The sequence below is a fragment of the Mycoplasma sp. 11548 genome (assembly GCF_055523555.1).
Genome location: NZ_JBVFVF010000001.1, coordinates 111,601 through 133,662 on the forward strand (window position 1 = coordinate 111,601; position 22,062 = coordinate 133,662).

Here is a 22,062-nt window from a genome sequence, read left to right on the forward strand (position 1 = left end):
GATATATGGTTAACTATAATATTTAGCACCCAAAATAACATTTATATAATTTTTGGTATTAAATATACAATATGTTTTATAATAATTTATATATAAAATTTTGGAGGAATAATAAAATGTCAAAAAAGAAAAAAAACTCATGATTTAAAAATAATAAAAAATCAATGTGGATTATAAATGGTTCAACAGCGATAGTTGGAGCAATCGGAGTTGCTGGATATTTTTTATACAACGAATTTATCAATAAAGATAATAAAAAACCTGAACAACCACAAAAACCACCAAGTGGTTCACAGGAAAACCCAGGATCAGGATCAGGATCAGGATCAAGCAATTCAAACTCTACTACAAATGTAAATACACTAAATGATGAATTAAAATTAACTTCTTGAAATATAGCTAATTTTGGGAAATCATCAAATAAATTAGGATTTAGAGTTCAAGCAGTTGCAGAGTTAATTGCAAAAGAAAAAGTGGATTTTCTATCAGTACAAGAAGTTGGTTATGAAGATTGAGTTGCAGTTGAAAGAGTTATTGAAGTTCTAAAGGAAAAATACAATAAAACCTTATCCTTAGCTAAAAGTCCATTAGGCCTTTATTCAACTGAAAGGCCTAATTCAAAAGAATCTTATGCTATTTTATATAATCCAGATTTGTATGAACCTTTAGACACTAAAGGTCATAATGCATTTTATGGTAAGGATGTTAAATATACTAGGCCATTATGATATTCGTATTGGAAGATAAAAAATATAGATACAAGGTTTTGAATTATTAATGGTCATTTAGATGCTCCAGGTAAATCTACTGCTAAAGGAGTTGAAGAAGAATTATCGCCGACAATTAAAGGAGTTAAATGATCAGGACAAGGTTCACAAGAAGTAAATGAATTTTTAGACATTCATAATGCCTTTGAAAGTCTAAAAAACTTTTACCCAAGTAAACAATTAGAAGATCTAGTTATCTTTAATGGTGATACTAATATTAAAAAAGAAAATACTGTAAATAGTAATAATTATTACGTTAATTTAGGCTATAAAACTGGTTATAGTGATAATTCTGGCCCATTTGAATGACAAAATAGTTCAATGAGTGAAAAAGCGTATGCTAACCCATATGATAAGTTTATTGCATATGATCCTAAGAATGAATTTAAAGAAGCTAGTGAACAAGATTTTAAATTTGACTTACTTAAAGCTTTCCAGAATCATTTAGATCGCCAAAAGTATATTGAACTTTATAAAACAGATAAGAATTTAAGCACCACTCAAGGTATAACAGACGGGCAAATGTCATTCAGGATTTCAGACCATACATTTGTACATAGTTATATTAAGTTGAAAAAATCCGAACAGAGTTAATAATTTATAAAAAAGCTCAAAAGGTTAAAACCGGACAGAAAAGTTAAGATTTCTGTCCGGTTTTAATTCAACAAAATGTTGTTTTAAATAATTTGTAGCATTAATTTGAAAATCTTTTTAATTGCTCATTTAAATCTCTCAGTGTTGCAGTATTTTTACTTCTAATTTCTTAATTATGTTTATAATATTTTATACTACTCTATCCATTACCATTATCTAGCAATCTTAAACTATATTATAAATATATAAATAGCGGTATTTTATATATTAAAGTATATAATTTAATAAGTAAAATATGGAGGAAGTTTGGACACACCAATTTTAAAAATTAAAGGACCATACGAACGAGATAGCAGTGATAAAAGTAATAGCTTCTTTGAATTAGTATTTAATGAATATTCAGATACAATCATTATCAGTGTAACAACTGTAATAATTATATTAGTAATTAGTCTTATTTTAATTAAATATTATTCTATTAAAAAAAGTAAATTACCATTTGCACATATTTTTAATATTTTGAACAAAAACACTATGCAATTTTTTGTTCAAAAAAGAATTAAACTTAATGAAAACTATTTTGATAATCTTGAGTTAGTACTAATTAAGTATAATAAATTTATTAATGAAGTTTATTTAGAAAAAAAAGAAAAAGTTGCTTTTGTAAGTGTTTTAATTATATTATGTATAGTAATTTTAACTGCTTTTAGTGCACTTTTTTTCACAGAAATATCTACTCAGTTTTATATAGTAAGGTTAATTTCAATATTTACCATTGTTGGCATTTTGATAATAAATGCTTTTATTCAACTTAAAATGAGTGATAATAAGTTTTTTATTGAATCTAATTATTATAAGGAACTGATAACCTTGTGGAAAGAAGTTAATGATAGATTGCCTGGAGATAGAGAATTTGGCTTAATTTATAACCATTGCACAAATGACTTTAAAGACAAAAGTATAAAGCTAGTAATGAACCAAGGCAACAAGAAATTAAAACTAAAGTTTAACACTAATTATCAAGCGTGTGACAAAAGCATCTTCAAAACAAAGGAAGATTGAAATTACTTTTTAAATATTCTTCCTTGGAATTTAATTAATGATAGAAAGGAATGAAATTATGAAATTTAAAAAAGCTTTTATTTCTAATTTAGATGTAGTTCAATTAGCTAATGTAGCATCCATTTCTCATTCTAATATTATGCCAAATAAAGAGCATTTTAATGATTTAGATCTAAATCAAGATCCAAAACAAATTAAGATATTTAAAGATATCATGAGAATAATTTTTGAAACTACACAAAGTCAAAATAATGTAAAAAATCTATTATCAACAAAAATAGATGAAAAAACAAATAACTTAAAATTAAACTTTATAACTAAAGTTATTGATAATATTGCTGTAAAAAACCCTGATTTAAATTTGAAATCTTTTTCTAGCAATATTGATTTACTTAATAAATATAATTCAAAACTTGCAAAATATACTAAAAGTAGTATTATTAAGAATACTATCACGAAACCTAAGGAAAATAAAACTCCAAAACAAATTTTGACTTCTTATAATACATATATAAATGAAGACTCAGGTACTTCAAAAGTTCTTAATCTGTTATTTGAACAATTTCAAAAAACAACTCAAGAATCAAATAAATTATATGACGAACTTTTAGAAGCTGAAGAAATTGCAAGCAAATACCAAATCGCAATAGTGTCTTTAAATGCAGCATCTGTGCTTTTTGATATTATCGGGTTTGTCCATAAAGGAATAGGTTTGTTATCCATTCCAACAGGAATAATATCTAATATACTTAGTCATATAAAAGATGGGTTTAATACAAAAATTGAATTACTCAGAAAGTCTTTAAATTTAGCTGTGCATTTATATCAAACGAACCCAAATGGAAGTAATATTGACAAAATTAAAATAGTTATAGATTTGATAAATACTTTTATACCAGAAATTAAGACAAACTCAAAGTTTTGAAATAAAGCACTTGCCTCAGTAAGCAAAAAATGAAGTATATTTGGTTTTTTTTATGATTTACATAGTCTAATTGAATCAGGGGTTCAATTAGATAAAGAACTAAAATCCTTAGAACGAACTAGGGAATTAGTTACAAATCTTAAAAATATTTATGAACAAAACAAAACTAGATGAACTGAATTTCAAAAACTAAATAAGATAGTTGTTATTTCTGAAACTAGGCAGACTGGTTCATATAGTAATGGTGGTACTGGTGGCACCAACATATTCTTTAAACGTTTAATTGATGGTAAAATCTTTAGCAGGAAAGAAATGTTAGAAATGAGCAAGTTTGAACTTGCTAGTTATAATCTCATTAAGGTTAAAAGAACAGTAACAAAAAATAATAAAACATATACATACGAATATCTAAGATCTAAAAATAGTAATAAAACACTCGAAGATAATTTAGGGTAAAATAATGATTTTTAATTTAATTTATATTACATCTGGATTATTATTTAGTATTTGAATTATACTAATGGTATTTACTTATCTTTATGAAAAACTAAAAACTAAAAACTTTATTTTTAGTGCATATTTATACTATGTTCAAAAATCGAAAATTAATTTCTTTTTAGAATGGTACTCACTAAAAGTTCACGATTGATACTTTGATGCTTTTGAAAGAATTTTCAAATCTTATAATTTTGAATATAAGAAAATTATAAGATTAACGTTATATTTAAAAATATGCTGCCTTATTTTAGGTGCTATTCTCTTAATTATAGCTAGAACCTTTATTAAAGCGTCAGTTTTAGATCAAAGACCACACAAAACTATTTTTCTTATATTATCAATTTCCACAGTAGTATTTGTTAAATTTTTTTATGTTCTTAAAACTATTATACAAAAGAGTAAATATGATACTATTGCTGGTTTAAACATTGATAAAATTAATCAATGAAGAGAATTAAATAGCAAACTTGACAACCAGTATTTAATTACTATCAACCAAACTAAACAACTTTATCGTAATTTAAATATTAAAAGAAATAAAATATTTATAACTGAAATAAAAAAACCTTGATATTTTTTTAAAGTTAATCTTAATTATTCAAATATAGGTCAAGAATTTTTTTCAACTAAAGAAGAATTTATATATTTTATGATGCTCCTGCCTTATGATTTTATAAAAGTTAATTTCAAAAATATTAATTTTAAAGAGTTAATAAATATTTAATAATTTAGTTCTGCACTTAAGAAAAAGTTAACATGAAAATGTTAACTTTTTCTTTTGACTTTATTTTCAGACTTATTGCTTAAATTTATTTAAAATTATAAATAATTTTTTGCAAATTTTGTCGTATACCACTGTGATACTTTATCCTTAAAGTTAGCAGCAGACTCTTCAATACGTCTTTCGATGACATTATATTCTGCTGTATGGTTTTTCTTAATTAAGAATACTTCTCAAATATGAGATGGCTCGGGATTATAAGTTAACGGCACAAATCACACTGGTTCAGGTTTTTTATATGAATATATTGTATTAATTGTTACTTGACCATTTTCATAAATTGGAATTATAAACCCACCGTCGGGAGTCTTAACATTATCTGATTGCTTTTTTATGAAAATATCATTAGTTTTCAAAACTTTATATGCATCTTGGTTATTTAAATATAATTCTTCGAATAATTTTTTAATCTTACTACTATCACTATATTCTTCAGATTTATTAAGTTCTTTAAACCTTTCTATAATATAAGTATCAAAATCATCTTTAGTAGTTATTCGAATAAAATCTGATGCACGTCATTTTTGTTGTTTAATATCTTCTAAATATGGTGGGTAAATACTAAAAAAAGTAATATTAAATGTGTCAATACCTTTTTGTCTATATTGCTCTTTAATTGTTTTTTGATCTTCTTCTAATCATTCTTTAGGTGCAAAAACTCCTGATTTTGTAAATGGTTCATATATTTGATAAATAACTTCGTACATTTCTTTAACTTGATTTTCGTAATATTCGTCTGGCTTATCTAGAACAATTTGTGGCGGAATAGGTTTGTTTCCAACAGGTTGGCTATCATTGCATGATGTTATAGTTATAGGGGTTGCTAAAGTCACGAGACTAGTTAGCAATTTTCTAATTGTTTTAATCATTTTTAATCACGTGAGTAATTGCTATTAAATCATATACAGAATTACTAAAGTCATATTTCTCATACTTTTTAATGCGATATCTATAAGTCCCTGAAGAAGTTGCTTTATATTCAAGTAATTCATCATTACTCACTGCAGACTGAATCATCTTCACAACAACCCATTTTCCATTTGATTCCTTTTTTTCTAAATATAAGTCATAATCAGAAAATCAATTGTTGTTTTGACGTTTTATTGCCTCAGATTGAGTCAAACGAATCTCAGATTTATGAGTTAAGTCTCACATTTTACCCTCAGCAATAGTTTTTTGTTTTTCTAGTTCTTGGCTTCTTTTACGTGATGGAGAAAAGAAATTTAAAAATGAATTTCACCAACTTGTATTTTCTTTATACTCTGGCCTAACTTCAGATTGATTTAAAAGACCAGCATTAAACATTCAGGAACTAGATATTTTTATCGTTTGATTCTTTTTTAAATTTATTTCTTTACTTGAAAATACAAAACCACTATCATTAGTTGGATGAATTTTTAGTGTTGAATAGTTGTTAGCTGCTTCTAACATTGTTTTAAAATCCACTGTTCCGGCGCCAAATTTTTGTTCATAACCACTTGACTTGTAGTTTAAATTATCGTGCTTTGGACTAACTGCAGAAGCTGATAGAATAGACTTAACAACTGGAATCCTGAATTCACTGTTTTTAATATCTGATTTATATTTGAATAAATTTGAAATTAAACCAGTTACAACTGGTGCAGCATAACTAGTTCCATGTGAATAATTATTATTGTTATAAACTGGATCATAAAAATAAGCAGGTGCTACAACTAAAGGCTTTGAAATATTTTTAAATTCAGGCAATAATCTATAATTAGAGTAATCAGCAACTATATTTTTTCTTAGGTCTCTTTCAGAAGCAGAATCGTCCAGTGCCCCTACAACAACTGAATTAAATGATAATTTATTCTCACTAATTAAGTGGTGATCATGAGTCCCATCATTCCCAGCTGCAATTACATTTATTACTCCATATTTTCTAGATATATAGTCTAAGAAATATGTATTTTCATTATATCCATTAAAGTAATCTTCCACTTTCACTTGCTTGCCTTTTTCGTCTTCGTAGAACATTGCAAGTCCATAACTATGATTTATTAGTCTAATTCCATCTTCTTTCACCATTTTTTCAATGGTAGACATTCAATAGCTATCATTGCCGGTGACTGTATATAAATATACTTTAGAAGACCTGTCAATTCCGTATTGTCCGGCTGCAATCATAGATACCATGGTTGAATGAGTTTTCCACCTAGGCCTTGGTTCTCTATCTAATTCATTTATTTCAATTCCACTTTTAAAATATTGTTGATATTTAGTATGGAAAGGATAGGCTCAAGATTCCACTATACCTATTTTATTAATATTGGAATTATTTAAATGATTAGTAGCATTAACAATATTTGCGTTTTTGTTAACAATTTGTTTATATTTTTCAAAATTATAATCATATTGTGAACTAGAGGGATTGTAGCTATAGCCCATTTTCTCAAAATCTTGCATGACACGTGCTTCGCTATTTAGATCTTTATTTTCAAAAACAATTAATTTATAAATTTCAGTTCAGTCTTTTATGTTATTAACAAAATTTTCTCTATCATTTTCATTTTTAAAATAAAACCATACAATAGGCATTGTTGTAAGTTTTTCAAAAGATTGATATTTTAAATCCTTTGCATTAACTTTTTTTATAAAATTGTTATTAAAGTTGTTTAAAAATTCTTCGTTTTCAGTTTCAAAACCCGGGTTTAATAATAATTTAAGTTCAAAATTATTATTAATTGGAATGTTTTCAAATTGACCACTATTGTTTAGTACAGTTGTCATAAATTGATTTCTAATTTCAAATTTATTATTATTTATATTTTCATATCATATTAAATTTTGTTTTGCGTGTTTAAAGTGAGATGGTACAGCAAAATAGGTTGCTAGAGTACCAGTACTCAATAAAGTTAAAAAGAGTGTTTTGGGTTTATTTTTCATATGGATTTCCTTAATTAAAATAGCTTTGATTTATTTGATGTATTTATTATAACAAATTGTTACAAAGTTCAATGTAATTTTTATATATAAGCATTTACATATGCAGTATAGTATATTTAAATGATTCGTAACGAGTTGAATAAATAAATTTAAAATATTAATATATATTAGCAATAATAACATTATTCGTAAAAAGTTATTATATTTGAAACTACAAGATTTTCTAGTTTTTGCTTCATATATATATATATATATAATTTGAATTATGAAGAAAAAATGATATTTAATGCTTACTAGTGTCACCATTACACTACCAATTGCATTAGTAAGTTGTGGAAAAACTGAGGAACCAACAAAACCAAGTAAACCGTTGCCAATTATTAGTCCAAATCCTAGGGATGGTGTAGTAACTAATCCTGATAAATTAACAGAAGTTGGGCATGATGAGGAAATTTCACCCCAAGATACTAAAACACAGCAAACACAGCCTCAAAAATCTGTAAATTCTAATGTGTTAGAAAAAGAAATAAATATTTATAAACAAAATAATCGTGAGGTTTTAAACACACGATTTGAAAATATTTCATCACTGGATGAAATTAAAGTAAAAATAGCTATTAATGAGTATTATATGTTAAGCATTGAAGCCCAAACTCAGTTAGCGCAGGTAAAAACTTTGTTGGATGAATTACAAAAACAAATATATAAATTAGCAGGAGATGCAATTGAAAAAGAAATTATTAAATATAAAAATGATAATCAGCATATTTTCGCGGGTTTAATTAATAATGGGTGGAATAAAGATTTTATTAATATATGGAACCTAACTGCTGTAAAATATGCTCTAAATGCATATAATAATTTGAGCATTAATGCAAAAACAAAATTAACTCAAGAAAAAATCCTGCTAAATCAACTTCTATTAAAAATAGAAAACTTAATACAAGAGGAAACAAACAAATATAAAAATACATATTCTTATCTTTTAAACAAAACCATAGAAAATATTACCTTAAATGATTCACAGAAAGTAGATGAAGCAATAAGTAAGCATAGAGGTCTTCATAGTGTTGTAAAAGAGAAATTGCAAACAGAATTTTCACATTTAGAGAAATTACAAGAAGAAATATGAAATTTAGAAACTGAAGAATACTACAAAGAACAACACGAAGTTATTTTATCCAAAGATGTAAATAATATTACTTTAGATGACGAAACAAAATGAAAAGAAGCTTATGATGATTATGATCGTTTAAATGACAGAGTAAAAGCTAAATTGGAAACTGAAAATAATCATTTGCAAGACTTAAAAAGGAAAATAAACATTTTATTAGATGAGTTTGTTGAAACTGCATTAACTAGATATAAAAATGATTATAGTGCTATCTTAGCTAAAAATGTAAATAACATCACCATTGAGGATGAATCTGATCTTGTCAATACAATTAATGAATATTATAAATTACGTGAAGAAATACAATTGAAATTAGAAGCTGAGTTTAACAATTTAGAAAATTTATGAATTAAGATTTGAAGAATAAAAGATGGAAATAATTCAAATCAAGATACTGAATATAAAAAAGGCGAGCACAAGAATATAGATGCCTTAAATACTTATATTAAGATGGATAGTGGTGGACAAGAACTACTAAGAGATACTTATGTTAAATACTCTAAATTGCTGGATAAACCAGAATTATTAAAAAAATATGTTGATTTAACAGCTTATAATAATTGAGATGCATTATGGAATGATCCAAGGACAATTGCATTGCAATATGCAAGATCTACTGCAGAATTTAACATTCCTTTTGGTAAAATGCTTCTTTTAATGCATATAGATGTTAATAGAATGATAAGGATTAGTACTAATATAAAAAAATATTGATCGGAAGGTTACAAACCTAGCAATATTCACTCAGCTCTAGGAGTAAATGAAAAAGGTGAATTAGAATCATATGTTTTTACTCCCCCAATTAATAATAGTGACAAAGTAGAAGAAAAAACATTATTTAATTTTATTCGAGATATAAATGCCAATGAGGCAAAAGCAAATTCCCATAAATTTAGACTACTAAAAGAGATTTTTTGAGATTTTCAATAACTTATTAGAAAATATCTAATTTATTTAACTAAAACTAAAATATTTGGAAATCCAAATATTTTTTATTCTGTAGAATGTTTAAAAATAATCATTATAAAAACTATTTACATTTTTGTGTATATAATGATTACAAAGAACCACCTAGGAAAAAATATCCCTAGGTGGTTTAATTATCTATAATCATTAATTCCTGGTGTAAAAACTTCAATTTCGTATCCATCTCATGAGGTTATTTTATCAATCACTACAATATGAGTAGTTGCATGGTGGTCAAAAGCATGTGCAACTGTTTTGTAAAGTGATTCATATTTATATTTAAAATGAAAACTTAACTTCTTATCATTGCCTTTAATAGCTTCAAGCCACATGCCAGATTCTTTTGCTACTCTAAAGGTATCAGTGGTAGTATGATCTAGACCATTAATAATTAAAATGGATTTTTGATTGAAATCTACGTCTTTGAATTTATCTTTTACTTCGTTATGTTCTTGAGGAAATTCATGGATATTATTTATTAATTGGAAGACTTTATCTCTATTTTTAACTATATTATATTCTCTCCAATTTTCAACTATTTTATCTAATGATCAACGTCTTTCTGTTGATCATAAAAGAGCTTCCAGCTCAGATATTTTTTCATGATTAGGGGATTGCAAGACTTCTATACGTGCAAGGAGTTCTTTATTTTTTTCTTTAAATGTGTCATCCATTAGGTTGTATTGTATTAGATCAAAATATTTAATAGATTTTTTATCTCAAAGTCTCTCTTTAAAGCCTAGGAATGTATGGGGTTGATGTTTTCTAATAACTTTAGTTGAACCATCACCAAGTAAAGTTTCAGAATAATAGGATTCATATGCAGCATTGTCATCAGGCTCTTTGGGTTTATTATAATATGGATCATTGTTGTCTCTGATACACGAAGTTGTTATTAAGGGTAAAAGGGTTATTATAGAACAAGATAAAGTATAAAATACCTTTTTAAATTTACTTTTCATGTGGATCATCTCCTTAAAATATTATATAAAAATTAGTTGTAATACTTTTTGAATTTATTATTGTATCAATCGATATACTCTTGTGCATTTTGTTCAAAGGATTTTTCTATTGTTGGATAAAAGGTCTTTTCTATTATTTCTTTATTTTTGGGAAGGCTAAACACGGCCCACTTCACAGATGTATCAGAAACCCCTGGCTTTGCAGGTGGACCGTGTGGATCCATTACATAATTAATTGTAATGGTATTATCATCAATAAAAAATATTATTCCCACTTCCCACCAACCATCAAGCGAAGTATCAATATAAATATTTTTTGTATCTAAAACTTTGTATACATCTTGATTTTTTAGATAAAAACTTTCAAAGGATTCTTTTATATCTTCGTCTGTTATGTTGATTCCAGGATAATTATGTATTTCCTTAAATCTTTTGATTATAAGATTTTCAAAATCTTGTCTTGTAGAAATTTCTATAAGATCTAAACCTTTTTTATTTTTATAATCTTTGAAAAAACTTTCATTAAAAACTTTTTGGACTTGGGTGGTTTCCCTTACTTCTTTAAATGTTTTAGTATCTCATTTTTCCGGAATAAAGGACTTAAATGTTATGTGCTCCTTTGTAACTCTTTCAAGATGAAAACCTATTTCTCTAATTTTATCATCCAAGGCTTCCCTTTTTTCCTGTGGTGTTAATGGTCTTTCTGGCTCTTGTGGTTTTGTATTTTCAGAACATGAATATAGTGCTAGCGGAATTAAAGAACACGCAACCAAAGTTAAAAATCTTTTAATTTTCATTATCTCTCACAATGTGCGTAACAGCAATTAAATCATGAACTGAATTAGAGAATGAATTTTTAGTATATTTATAAATTCTATATCTAAATGTTCCGGACTCAGGAGCTATATATTCTAACAATTCATCATTGCTGAATGAAGAGGTCACTTGTTGGACTTGCACTCACTTACCATTTTCATCCTTCCTTTCAAGATATAAATCATAATCTGTAAATCAACTGTTGTCTTGAATCCTTAACATCTCAGTTTTAGTTATATGTCTTTCATTCCTATGAGTTAAATCTCAAAGTGCTGCCTGGGCTAATATGTTTTTCTTTTCTTCTTCTTGTGCTTGTCTTCTAGCTGGAGAGAAGAAATTTGCTATTGAATTTCACCAACTTGTATCGGGTGTGTATGCTGGTCTTTTTTCATTTGAATCTAAAACGCCAGCATTAAAAGTTCACGAACTAGATACTTTTATTATTTGATTTTTTTCTAGGTTTATTTCTTTACTTGAAAATACATAACCAGTATCTTGTGTTGGTTTAATTCTTACAATTCTATGGTTGTTTGCGGCTTCTAACATTTTTTGGAAATCTGCTGTACCAGCACCATATTTGACAGCATAACCACTTTTTTTGTATTCTAAATCCTTGACCTTTGGAGTTACTGCAGAAGCTGATAAAACTGATTTAACAATAGGTACAATTACATCGCTATACCTTATATTTTCTTTATATTTTAATAAATTAGATATAAGTCCAGTTATCAGTGGTGCGGCAAAACTTGTACCTGCTGTATATTTATTTATATTATATACTGGATCATATAATAACCCTGGTGCAACAACTAAAGGTTTAGCTAAATTTTTGTATTCTTCTCTTAATTTATAATTAGATGTAGCTCTAATAGTATTACTTGGTATGTCGTATTTAGATGATCATGTATTTAGTTCTCCCACAACTACTGAGTTAAATGATAGTTTTTCATTTGAAATTAAGTGCCTATTGTCTTCCCCTTCATTTCCAGCTGAAATAACATTAATTATGCCATATCTTCGTGATATATAATCAAGGAAGTAAGAGTCTTCATTATAATTGTAAAAATAATGAGGATTTATGTATTCTTTTTTGGTTTTTTTGTCTATTTTTTTTAGCCAAGGACCATAACTATGGTTTATAATTTTAACACCTGATATTGCTAATTTTTCGATCGTTTTAGTCCAATAACTATCATAGCTTTTAAATGTTTCCAGAAATATTTTAGAATGTTTGTCGACACCGTACATTCCTCCTATTACCATAGAAACTAATGTTGAATGTGAACTATTTTCCTTTTCGTCTTTTGGTTTTGAGCTAAAATCATTAACTCTTATATTGTTATTGAAATATTCAAGATACCTTTTATCAATTGGATTTTCTCATGATTCTATAACACCAATATTAATATTTATTACTGGGTGGTTATAGTATTCAAAATTAAATAAAGGCATGTTAACGATCTGTCTGTTATTATCTAAGGTTTTTCTAAATTCATCAAGTCCTCGAACATAATCAGATATTCCATACGGATTTGAATAAGGATTTTTACCATTTGTTGATTCAAGATCTGAAATATTATCATTTTTAAAAAGAATAAATTTATGAATTTCTTGCCAATTCCTTATAAAACCAACAAATTTTTCTCTATCATTTTCATTATCAAAATAAAATCATACAATAGGTATCATTTCACTTATTACAAATGATTTATATTTTAATTGATTACTTTCAACTTTTTTTACAAAATTATTATTAAATACTTTAATTTCTTTTTCGTCCGTAACACCATTTCCTGGGTTTAACAATAATTTAAGTTCAAAATCATTGTTAAGAAATACTTCCTCATTTTCTGCATTGTCGCTTTGGATAAGAAAGGCTTTTTGCTCCCTAATTTCGAATTTTTTCCCTGAAAATTTATCATATCATGCATTAACTTTTTGGATAAAACCAAAATTATTCAAAGAAACTCAGGTTCCAAGACCTATAGCGACCCATCCTAATGTAAATATAATATTTTTAAATTTTTTCTTGTTCATATATGAACTCCTTTTTCTTTTGTATTTTTGTATAAATATATAAAAAGTGCAAAAATAACCACCATAATATTTGAATGTTTTGAATATCTATTTTCAAAGAACTATGGTTTGTTAATTTTGCACATAATAATTATATCATATTTGAAAAATTGTTCCTGATTATTGTATTTAAAACTTAATTTTGGTTTACTTGTTTTAAAAATCAAGCTAGATCATAATTACCAGGATCATATAAATGAGCTTTGAGAATTTGGGATGATAAAGATCTATAGTTTTTCAAAGAAAGAGGATTCTTATTTTCATAATTAACACCAAAAAAATTATATTCACGAGTGTCATAACTATAAAATACTGCAAATTGACCGCCTCCCATATATCCACCAGTACCAGCTGTATGAATACCAAAATAGTTAAGTTTTCCATTATTTATAATTCATACAGGACTTCCTGATGCACCTCCACCTGTAAAGATATGTGAATAGTAGTTACGCCAGCCTGTAGCATAGCGGTTATCATCAATTCATAATGGTCTTCGAATAATAGAACCAGCAGTTTTCTTAGTAGGAAAACCTAGTGTTGTAGCCTCCCAAATCATTGGAACTGAAGGAATTCTAAATTTAGAAGGAACATCTAGACCAATATTAGATTGACTCATAAGTTTATTTGTTCTTAAAGCTAGGTCCATATGCCCATTACTTAGTGCTTCACTCATTTTTTCATTTAAATCCATTACTGAGATAAGCATATCATTATTTCCTTCTTTACTACCATCTTTAGATACTTGATTCGAGGAAAGTCATAAAGGTTTAACACTAACATTTGGATATTTGTGAGTTATAGAATAATGTTTTTGTCTTTCTAAGTCACTTCCAATTAATTGAAAAGGAAGGTAATATGTGTTTCCTGCATGTTTATGCAGGAATGAGTCATCAATAACATCATTTCAATTACTTGCTTCTTGTTTTGCAATATGCATGTTTGTCAAATAGTAAAATATAGCATTATTTGGATCATTATTTGTTTTGGATAAAAAGCCGCCAGTACCTAAATTACCCCCCCTGTATCTACTATTGTTCTTAAATATGCATTTTCAACAACATCTCAGTTACGTCATTCTTCAAGGCGCATGTATTCCGCATCCATTTTGTATCCTTCATGTAATTTGAAGGATACATTTTGGTTTGGTTGATAGACATCACGGTTAGCTAAATATTCTCAATCTGAGAAAATGGTAATAGGTTGGTTGAATTGATTATATTCCATGTTATTATAATCAAAGCGGTTTTGGTTAACTTTAAAATCTTCTAATTCTTCATCATTTGTATATTGTATTGTTGCGCTTACAGCAGCAGGTAATATTAAAAATGCCCGATGTTTTTCAAAAGTTTCTTGGAAGCTAATTTGAGATTCAGGTTCATCAACAATGATTTTATATGAGTTATCTTCCATATATATTTTGAATTCAATACCAGTTGTTTCATTTCAGGTTAGACTTACTATATACTTAAAGGTATCTTCTGTATTAGTTTTAGATTCTTTAAGATATTTAAGAGTTTTAGAAGCAATTAATTCATCTAAATTAATGTTAATGGCAATAGCATTTTCTGTATTACGAATCCGCTGATTTCTTTGATCATCATTAATTAAAGAATTAGCATGTATATTAAATTTAATATTTCTATTTCTAGCATTTGGTTTAAGTAAGGTTTGCTCAAGATACTTACGTTTAAAGGTTCATGATGCAATATTAGTACGAGTATTAATATCTCATAATAAAACATCTCACATTGGTTCAATTACACGATCACGGGTAATCGAACTTAGCGAATCTTGAATTGTTCTTAAATTTGAATTTCTTCATGTAAAACTTTCGTATAAATTATTTGTTTGACTTAAAGCAAATCCTTTTATTTTGTATCACGTATTACCTTGAATTCATTTATTGCTTTTATCTTGGACCTTAAAGCTAATGTATGCTTGGTCACCAGAAATACGTTTTATAGAATTTATTTTAAATATTGAAGCTGGTAAAGAGAAGTTTTTGTATTGAATTTCATTATTTTCATTAACTTTCAATTTAATTACTTGTTCAAGGCCATTTAAATCTCTTGCTCATTCATCTGCTGTTTTAGTTTTTAAGACTTCATAATTAATATCTAAATCACTTAATTTAATATTGTTAACCATGATTTCTGGGTAGTGGTGTTGTTGGTAATCGTTAACTAAATTAATTAAGGTATATTCTTGCTCGTTGGTGTATCTAATTGATTGATCAGTTTTCTTAATTCATCCAAGTTTAAATGACATACCACGCTTACCAACACGTTTTACATCATATCAAACAGGGAAATAATCTCCTCGTAATGTGCTTATATTTGTTGCATTAACCTCTATATTTTTATCATAATATTTGTTATCTAATGGAACATATGCTTTATCATCGTGATTTACACCTTTATTATCTGTTCCTGTATTATTAATCAACATTAAATATTCCATGTTAATAAATGCTTTTTGGTCAATTAAATCTTGAACATTGATAAGTCTAAAATCAGGTTCTACTTTAGTTGATGAAGTAAGCCTTAGGGTAAAGTTCGATTCATTAACTGAGTTAATTAAATTAATAATATTTTGATCTGGCATTATTGCATCTTTAAAGTCTTCTGCAGTAAAGATTTCACCTTTAGGCTTTAAGTCAAAGAAGTTAAGTAATTTGAAATTGTTAATTTTAATAGGATTTTTATAAATATCTTGATTATCATCAATTGGCGCTTCAACTCCATATTTTTTGTATCAGAGAATTAATTGTGCTGTTCCGTTTCAATCATCAATATTAATAACATCTTTAATAAATAATTCATATTTACCAAATTTAGGCAAAATATATGAATCATTGAATGCTTTGATTGCATCAGATGCAAGGTACATTTCATGAGTGGTTTTGGTTTCAGGTTTGAATTGCAATGAATTGAAAAATGTTGCTGAAGTTCCTTCAAGGATTTCAAAGATCTTTGTCTTATGTATTTCATCAAGATAATTTTGGTATGATCCTTGATTATTTCAAAAGTCTACTTTATGCAGTGTTGGCCGTTTTATTTCTCTTATTATTTGGTTATTAAATAAAACTCTTAACGTTACATATAATTGTCCATTTTTATATTCAAAATCATCAAGAAATTGATAAGTAAAGAATTTGGAAATTTTTCTTGATTTATGTTTAAAGTATGAAAGTTTATTTTCAAAACTTAAGCTTAGAAAATCACTTTCTTTTAATTCTTTTAAATTATCATAATTTACATTAAAATTCTCATCAATGTGCCAAAGGTTAATTTTGTCAATGTATTGAGTAACATCTCTAGCGAATGTTTTGGAGAAATTATAAGTGTAGTTTATGCCTGGATTAGGTTTCAATATTACTTTAACTTCTACATTTAAAGTATTTCAATTGCTTGGGTCTAATTGTAAGTTTGTTATTTGATAATCAATATATTCATTATCATGCACATCAAAGAATAACTTTGTATTTTCAAAAGTATATGATCCTGAATATGAATATTTTTCGAGGTCATATTTTTTACCTAATTCATCATATTCAAATTTTAGTTTTTCACCTGCATCATCTTTGAAGTAGTCTAGTAGTGTTTTGGAATCTTGCTCCTTGTTTTGTTTTAGATTAGTATCAAGAGTTTGATAAGTTTGTAATAAAGTTTCAAAAGATTCGATATTTGATTGCATTGAAACTAGCGAGATTTTATCTAATAAGCCACCTGTAAATAATTTATTATATTTTGCTTTTTCTTTGTAATAATCTAAAACTAGTTTTTGTGAACCTTGGTATTTATTTTTAATATATGTTTCAATGCTCGTTAGTTTATTATTAACTTGTGCAAATATTTGGAGGAATTTAGTAATTTCTTCGTTAAAGGTATTTAATGATTTAAAACTATAAGTATTAAGTAAATCTTTTAAATTATCTTTGTTATTTTGTGTTAACTTTGCTTCTTCTATTGTTTGAATTAAAGAATTTCTTAGTTCAACAACTTGGCTTGTTTCAAGGTGATTTAGTTTTGCCTGGAATTGATAAATACCCTCTAAGTTATAAATATTTTGAATCTTAAATATTAATGATTGTTTATCCAGAGGCGAAATATTTGAAGATTCAACAGTTTTAAATAACCCATTTTTAGCGTTCTTTACATCATGTGCTATTAGATTATTTTCAATAATGTAATTAGTTATTGAAGTAAAGCTATTTTCCAATCCTTTATTATAAGAAGATAGATTATTTATCGACAGGTTTTCCTCAAGAAATATTTTTGCATTATTTAATTGTGCAATTAAAGATTCGTTATTTAAACTAAATGCAAATGTAAACAACTTATTTAGTTTTGTAATATTATTATCAATTTCTTTAATCAACTCCAAAGGATTCTTAATTGCTTTATTTAAATTAAATAATTTATAAATTGCAGAATTTAAAAAGTCTTTAACAACTTTATTACTAAGATTAAGTTTCTTTGCTTCGTTTACGAACTTATCTAATTCTTTGTTTTTCTCAATTACTAATTCATTGTATGCTTGAATATCAGAATGAGTTTGTTTAATTTCTTCTAGTAATTCATGAGTTAAATTATTTAAGTTTAATGAGGTTGTATTAATAATCTTGTCATATTTTTGGAGTTTTGTTTTAATTGAATTAAAGTTTTCATTGTTAAGATCAATATCTGAATAAAGACTTTCAATATTTGTATCTAAGATATTTAGATACTCAGTTGCAAAATTGATTAGAATATCGGCTTTATTAGCTGAAATAGGTTCTTTTGTTTGTGTAATATTATTTTGTAATATATTTAACTGTTTTCTATTTTGATTATTGAAAAAACTAATTATCTTTTGATAATTAGGATCTTTTTCTTTATCTTCTTTTTCAAGTCTTTGAGCACTATTACAACTCATTACTATAACTGGTAGCAATGTTACTAAAGGGATCATTAAAACTATCTGTTTCTTTTTATTCATAAAACCTCACATTTATTTATTGTAATTATTTTACAATAAATAAAGAAAAACCTTGCTAGATAAGCAAGGTTTAGTTTAATTTTTAATTAAAAAATCAAGTGTTAATGCTGTAGCATTTAAAACATTGTCGAAGTTTTTGTCATTTGATAATATTGCCTTAATATTAAAGTTAATTCTTAAATAATTATTATCGCCTAGTTTAACGGTTTCAACATTAATAATATTAAATGCATGTAATTCATTGGTAATAACTGGATTATATGCATTTTTAACAAAATATGTCAATCTTGTTAGTAATCTTTCTAAGTTTGTATATTTTAAAAGTTCGTTTCATCCACCGGATGTAATTTTCTCTTTTAAATCCTCTGGTGATAAGCCTTTAGAAGAATCATTAAAGCCATATGTTTTATTAAATTCATCTCAATTGGTTTTTGAGTATTTAATTAAATGGGCTTCAAGATATGTAAGATAATCAGTAACTTCTTTTTGACTATAGTTATTATATCCGGTAATTAATGCTGGCTCTGTAAATAATGCATATTTAATTTCTGGCTTTGCATTTTTATTATTCTTATTATAACTATCAAATCAAGCATTAATACGATAGTTTAACATTCCATACATTGCATAAGGCGAAGTTTTGTGAGGTTGATAAACATCTTTAACATCTGTAAATTTTGTAAAGTAAAGCATGAATTTACTATCATCATAGTTTTTAAATCTTTCACTTATTACAACAAATTCATTTAATTTAGGATCTTGCAGGTCAATTCACTTAGTTTTATTACCAAATGAATATGATAAATCGTTTTTATCATCGTATTCGGCACCAAATGTTTTATCAAAATCACCAGTTGATTTTGATAAACCTTGTTCAGAAATTCAGATTAAGTTATTTAAATCAATTGTAGAATTATTAGGGTTAAAATCGTTTTTTGTAAATAAGTTGCTTACTGTAAATGTTTTAAAATCACTTTGATAATCTTTATAACTTATCTTAATTTTAAGTTGTAAGTTTCCTTTAGCATCATCATATGAATTATAGCTAGTGTCAATGATAAAATTAACTTCATCATCATAATTAATATTAATATCTTTCACTAATGACAATAATGTAGCTTTATCAACAATTTTTCTCTTTGCTGCTGATGCTCATCATTTTTGATTTAATTCAAGGGTTGTTTTTATATTAGTTCATTGATTTTGAATATCTAACTGATTTGTCGAAGTATATTTTTCACGTTTAAATGTTGTTTCAGTTTTTAAATATTGATTATTATAAAATAAATATTTAACCTTGTAATTAACGTTTGGTTTTAAATAAGTTTCAAAGCTCAATGAATTTTGGTTATTTGAAGCATTTTGTATATGTGCTTCAAATACATTATTTTCATTGCCTTCTTCGTAATACACAAAGATTGGTTTAACATTACTTAAATAATGTTTTGGTAAATTTTGTGAGAAGTTAATTGTTACTGTTGATTTATTATTATTTGTTGTTGAAATCGAAGAAATAGCAAGGTTTTGTTGAGTTATATCTTGATTATTAGTAACTTCTTTGTTAGCGCCAGTTGAACTTTTTGGCCTAATGTCTTTATTATCAGCTTTAACTTTTGATAAGAAAATTTTACCGTTAAAATCTAAATTATCTATTTTAGCACTTCATTTATCATTTTCTTTAGTTGCTGGTAAGGTTCACGATGCACCGTAATCAGATGATAAAACAAATTGGACATTAGTAGGTTGGGTGCTACTTTGAACCATTGTAATATTTGAGGTTACTTTTAATAATTTTGTATTTTTATCATATGTAAGTTCGCTTTGATCGTAATTATCATAACTTGAATTAGTACTAAATTCATATGTCTTACCATTTGCGGGTTTAATTTGAATTCTAAGTTTTGAGTTAGCATCATCTGTATTTTCTTCATAATATTTTTTTGTGTCTATTCCAATACCAATAAGTTCAACATTTTTATTTTTGGGCAAGAAGGTAAAGCCTTCAAAATCATTCCAATCGGAAACTTCAAATAATGTAAATTCAAAATTTTTAAAATCATGATATTTTTGTTTACTAATATTTAAATTAGCACTAAATTCTTTTTGTGATTCTTTATCTTTAAATGAAAATTGAACAACATATTCTTCATTTATTTCAAATTGATTATTAAGGCCTTCTAAAGAAAGATATGCCTTATCAGAAGTTCCACTTGCTGTTTGTTCACTAGTAAAAGTTAGACCAATTGATTCATAAGTAATTGGTTTGCTATATGGTGATGTTTCAAAGGTTAATGCACTTTCATTTTTTCATTTATCTCCTGCTTTTTGTGAATTATTTAGTTCATAATTTTTATTATTAATATATAAGTTTTTTAGTTGATAAAATGAACTAAATTGTAAATTAGATAATAAAAATTCAATGTAATTTCCTGATTCATCAGTAATTAGTTTATTTGTGGAAGATAGATTTGTTTTTTCAATATCACCATATAAATTAATAAATGTCAAATCATAGTTTTGATTATTTTCATCTTCTAAAATGCTTGTTGTAAAATTAACCCGTATTTTCGCCTCTGAATCTAATACTTCTTTTAGTTCAATATTTTTAACTTCAAATGATTCTTCATTTTTTGTTTTAAAACTTTGGTTAATATTATATTCAGAAGCTGTTGGTAAATTTACTGTCATTTTTTTAACTTGATAATTTAAACCTGGTGTTAAATTATCAAGTTTAAAAGTAATTAAGTTGCCATCAATACTTAAAGATGAATATTGTTTTTCTTGATTGCTTGAATCGGTAACTACTAATTTATATATACTAGTTGGTTGAACTTGATCAAAAGTAACTATTACAGATGCAGATGTTTTAGTTATTCTATCAATTATTGTTGATAGTGATGAAGATTCTTTTGGATCATTTGTTTTTGTATCACCATTAGTATCTTTAGGATCTTGTGGTTGATTTACTTTATCATCATTCTTTTTATCTGAATCACTTGGATCTTGAGGTTTTGAATTATCTTTATCTTTATTAGGATCTGTAATTATTGGAGGAATTGGATTTTCTGGGGTTTTTATAATATTGCTATTTTCTGCTTTAAGTGTTCTAAAGTTTTGGTTTATAACCAAAACTTTATTGTTATTAACTTTTATTTCTTTAACATTATATTCTGTATCAGTGCTTAAATTATTAATTGTGATTTGGAATTGGTTTTCCCCTGATAATTTAGTTAAATTGGAAACTAAAAAATCATAGTCATTATTATTAAGTGTAATTTTTAGTTGATCAGTTTGGCTTAGATTAGAAATTTGAATTGAAAATTCTAAAGATGTTTGGGTTTTATTCGTATTGTTAAATGAAGTCAATTGATAGTCAGGTTTAGGATTAGGTTCAGGTTGGGGGTTTGGTGCTTGTGTACATGCAATAAAACCTAAACTACCTGACACAATTGAACTTAATAAAATTGGTAATATAATAAACTTATTTTTTTTCATATTTATATTTTAACAGATTAGGATTAATGTAAAATATAATGAGTATAAATTATGTTAGA

The 22,062-nt window shown here is 26.3% G+C and carries 13 protein-coding genes; 5 read left to right on the forward strand and 8 right to left on the reverse strand.

All coding sequences use genetic code 4. The features are described 5' to 3' along the window. Positions 1–116: 116 nt before the first annotated feature. From AC0B4K_RS00440 to AC0B4K_RS00455, 4 genes are all read left to right on the forward strand, one after another. Positions 117–1,361, forward strand: a complete 1,245-nt coding sequence (locus tag AC0B4K_RS00440) for an MnuA family membrane nuclease (RefSeq protein WP_465103358.1) — start codon at positions 117–119, stop codon at positions 1,359–1,361. 306 nt (positions 1,362–1,667) lie between these two features. Next, entirely contained in the window at positions 1,668–2,492 is an 825-nt protein-coding gene (locus tag AC0B4K_RS00445; protein WP_465103359.1) for a hypothetical protein, read from the forward strand. Continuing rightward, positions 2,482–3,804: a hypothetical protein gene (locus AC0B4K_RS00450; protein ID WP_465103360.1), complete on the forward strand. Its 1,323-nt coding sequence runs from the start codon at positions 2,482–2,484 to the stop codon at positions 3,802–3,804. The genes AC0B4K_RS00445 and AC0B4K_RS00450 overlap by 11 nt, the downstream gene beginning before the upstream one ends. 4 nt (positions 3,805–3,808) lie before the next feature. Beyond that, complete coding sequence (locus tag AC0B4K_RS00455) at positions 3,809–4,570, forward strand: hypothetical protein (protein ID WP_465103361.1); 762 nt, start codon at positions 3,809–3,811, stop codon at positions 4,568–4,570. A 95-nt stretch (positions 4,571–4,665) separates the two neighbouring features. On the opposite strand, the gene AC0B4K_RS00460 is transcribed toward AC0B4K_RS00455, so the two are convergent. Together AC0B4K_RS00460 and AC0B4K_RS00465 are read right to left on the reverse strand one after the other, a co-directional pair. After that, on the reverse strand, positions 4,666–5,496 hold the full coding sequence (locus AC0B4K_RS00460) for a hypothetical protein (protein ID WP_465103362.1): 831 nt from the start codon (positions 5,494–5,496) through the stop codon (positions 4,666–4,668). Continuing rightward, on the reverse strand, positions 5,489–7,534 hold the full coding sequence (locus AC0B4K_RS00465; RefSeq protein ID WP_465103363.1) for a S8 family serine peptidase: 2,046 nt from the start codon (positions 7,532–7,534) through the stop codon (positions 5,489–5,491). Before AC0B4K_RS00465 ends, AC0B4K_RS00460 begins: the two co-directional genes overlap by 8 nt. Positions 7,535–7,799: 265 nt before the next feature. Here AC0B4K_RS00465 and AC0B4K_RS00470 point away from each other — a divergent pair, with 265 nt between their 5' ends. Next, positions 7,800–9,638 carry a hypothetical protein gene (locus AC0B4K_RS00470; RefSeq protein WP_465103364.1) on the forward strand — a complete coding sequence of 613 codons (1,839 nt, stop codon included), beginning with the start codon at positions 7,800–7,802 and terminating at the stop codon, positions 9,636–9,638. A gap of 170 nt (positions 9,639–9,808) precedes the next feature. On the opposite strand, the gene AC0B4K_RS00475 is transcribed toward AC0B4K_RS00470, so the two are convergent. The 6 genes from AC0B4K_RS00475 to AC0B4K_RS00500 all read right to left on the reverse strand — a co-directional run bounded on the left by AC0B4K_RS00475 (position 9,809) and on the right by AC0B4K_RS00500 (position 22,003). Beyond that, positions 9,809–10,636, reverse strand: a complete 828-nt coding sequence (locus AC0B4K_RS00475) for a hypothetical protein (RefSeq protein ID WP_465103365.1) — start codon at positions 10,634–10,636, stop codon at positions 9,809–9,811. 32 nt (positions 10,637–10,668) lie between these two features. Next, positions 10,669–11,433 carry a hypothetical protein gene (locus tag AC0B4K_RS00480; protein WP_465103366.1) on the reverse strand — a complete coding sequence of 255 codons (765 nt, stop codon included), beginning with the start codon at positions 11,431–11,433 and terminating at the stop codon, positions 10,669–10,671. Next, positions 11,423–13,489: a S8 family serine peptidase gene (locus AC0B4K_RS00485; RefSeq protein ID WP_465103367.1), complete on the reverse strand. Its 2,067-nt coding sequence runs from the start codon at positions 13,487–13,489 to the stop codon at positions 11,423–11,425. The genes AC0B4K_RS00480 and AC0B4K_RS00485 overlap by 11 nt, the downstream gene beginning before the upstream one ends. Positions 13,490–13,664: 175 nt before the next feature. Further along, entirely contained in the window at positions 13,665–14,465 is an 801-nt protein-coding gene (locus AC0B4K_RS00490) for a hypothetical protein (protein WP_465103368.1), read from the reverse strand. A 68-nt stretch (positions 14,466–14,533) separates the two neighbouring features. Further along, the gene (locus tag AC0B4K_RS00495; protein WP_465103369.1) at positions 14,534–18,508 is read right to left on the reverse strand and encodes an MGA_1079 family surface serine endopeptidase; all 3,975 of its coding nucleotides are present in this window, start codon (positions 18,506–18,508) and stop codon (positions 14,534–14,536) included. Between the two features lie 75 nt (positions 18,509–18,583). Beyond that, complete coding sequence (locus AC0B4K_RS00500) at positions 18,584–22,003, reverse strand: DUF1410 domain-containing protein (RefSeq protein ID WP_465103370.1); 3,420 nt, start codon at positions 22,001–22,003, stop codon at positions 18,584–18,586. Between the last annotated feature and the right edge of the window lie 59 nt (positions 22,004–22,062).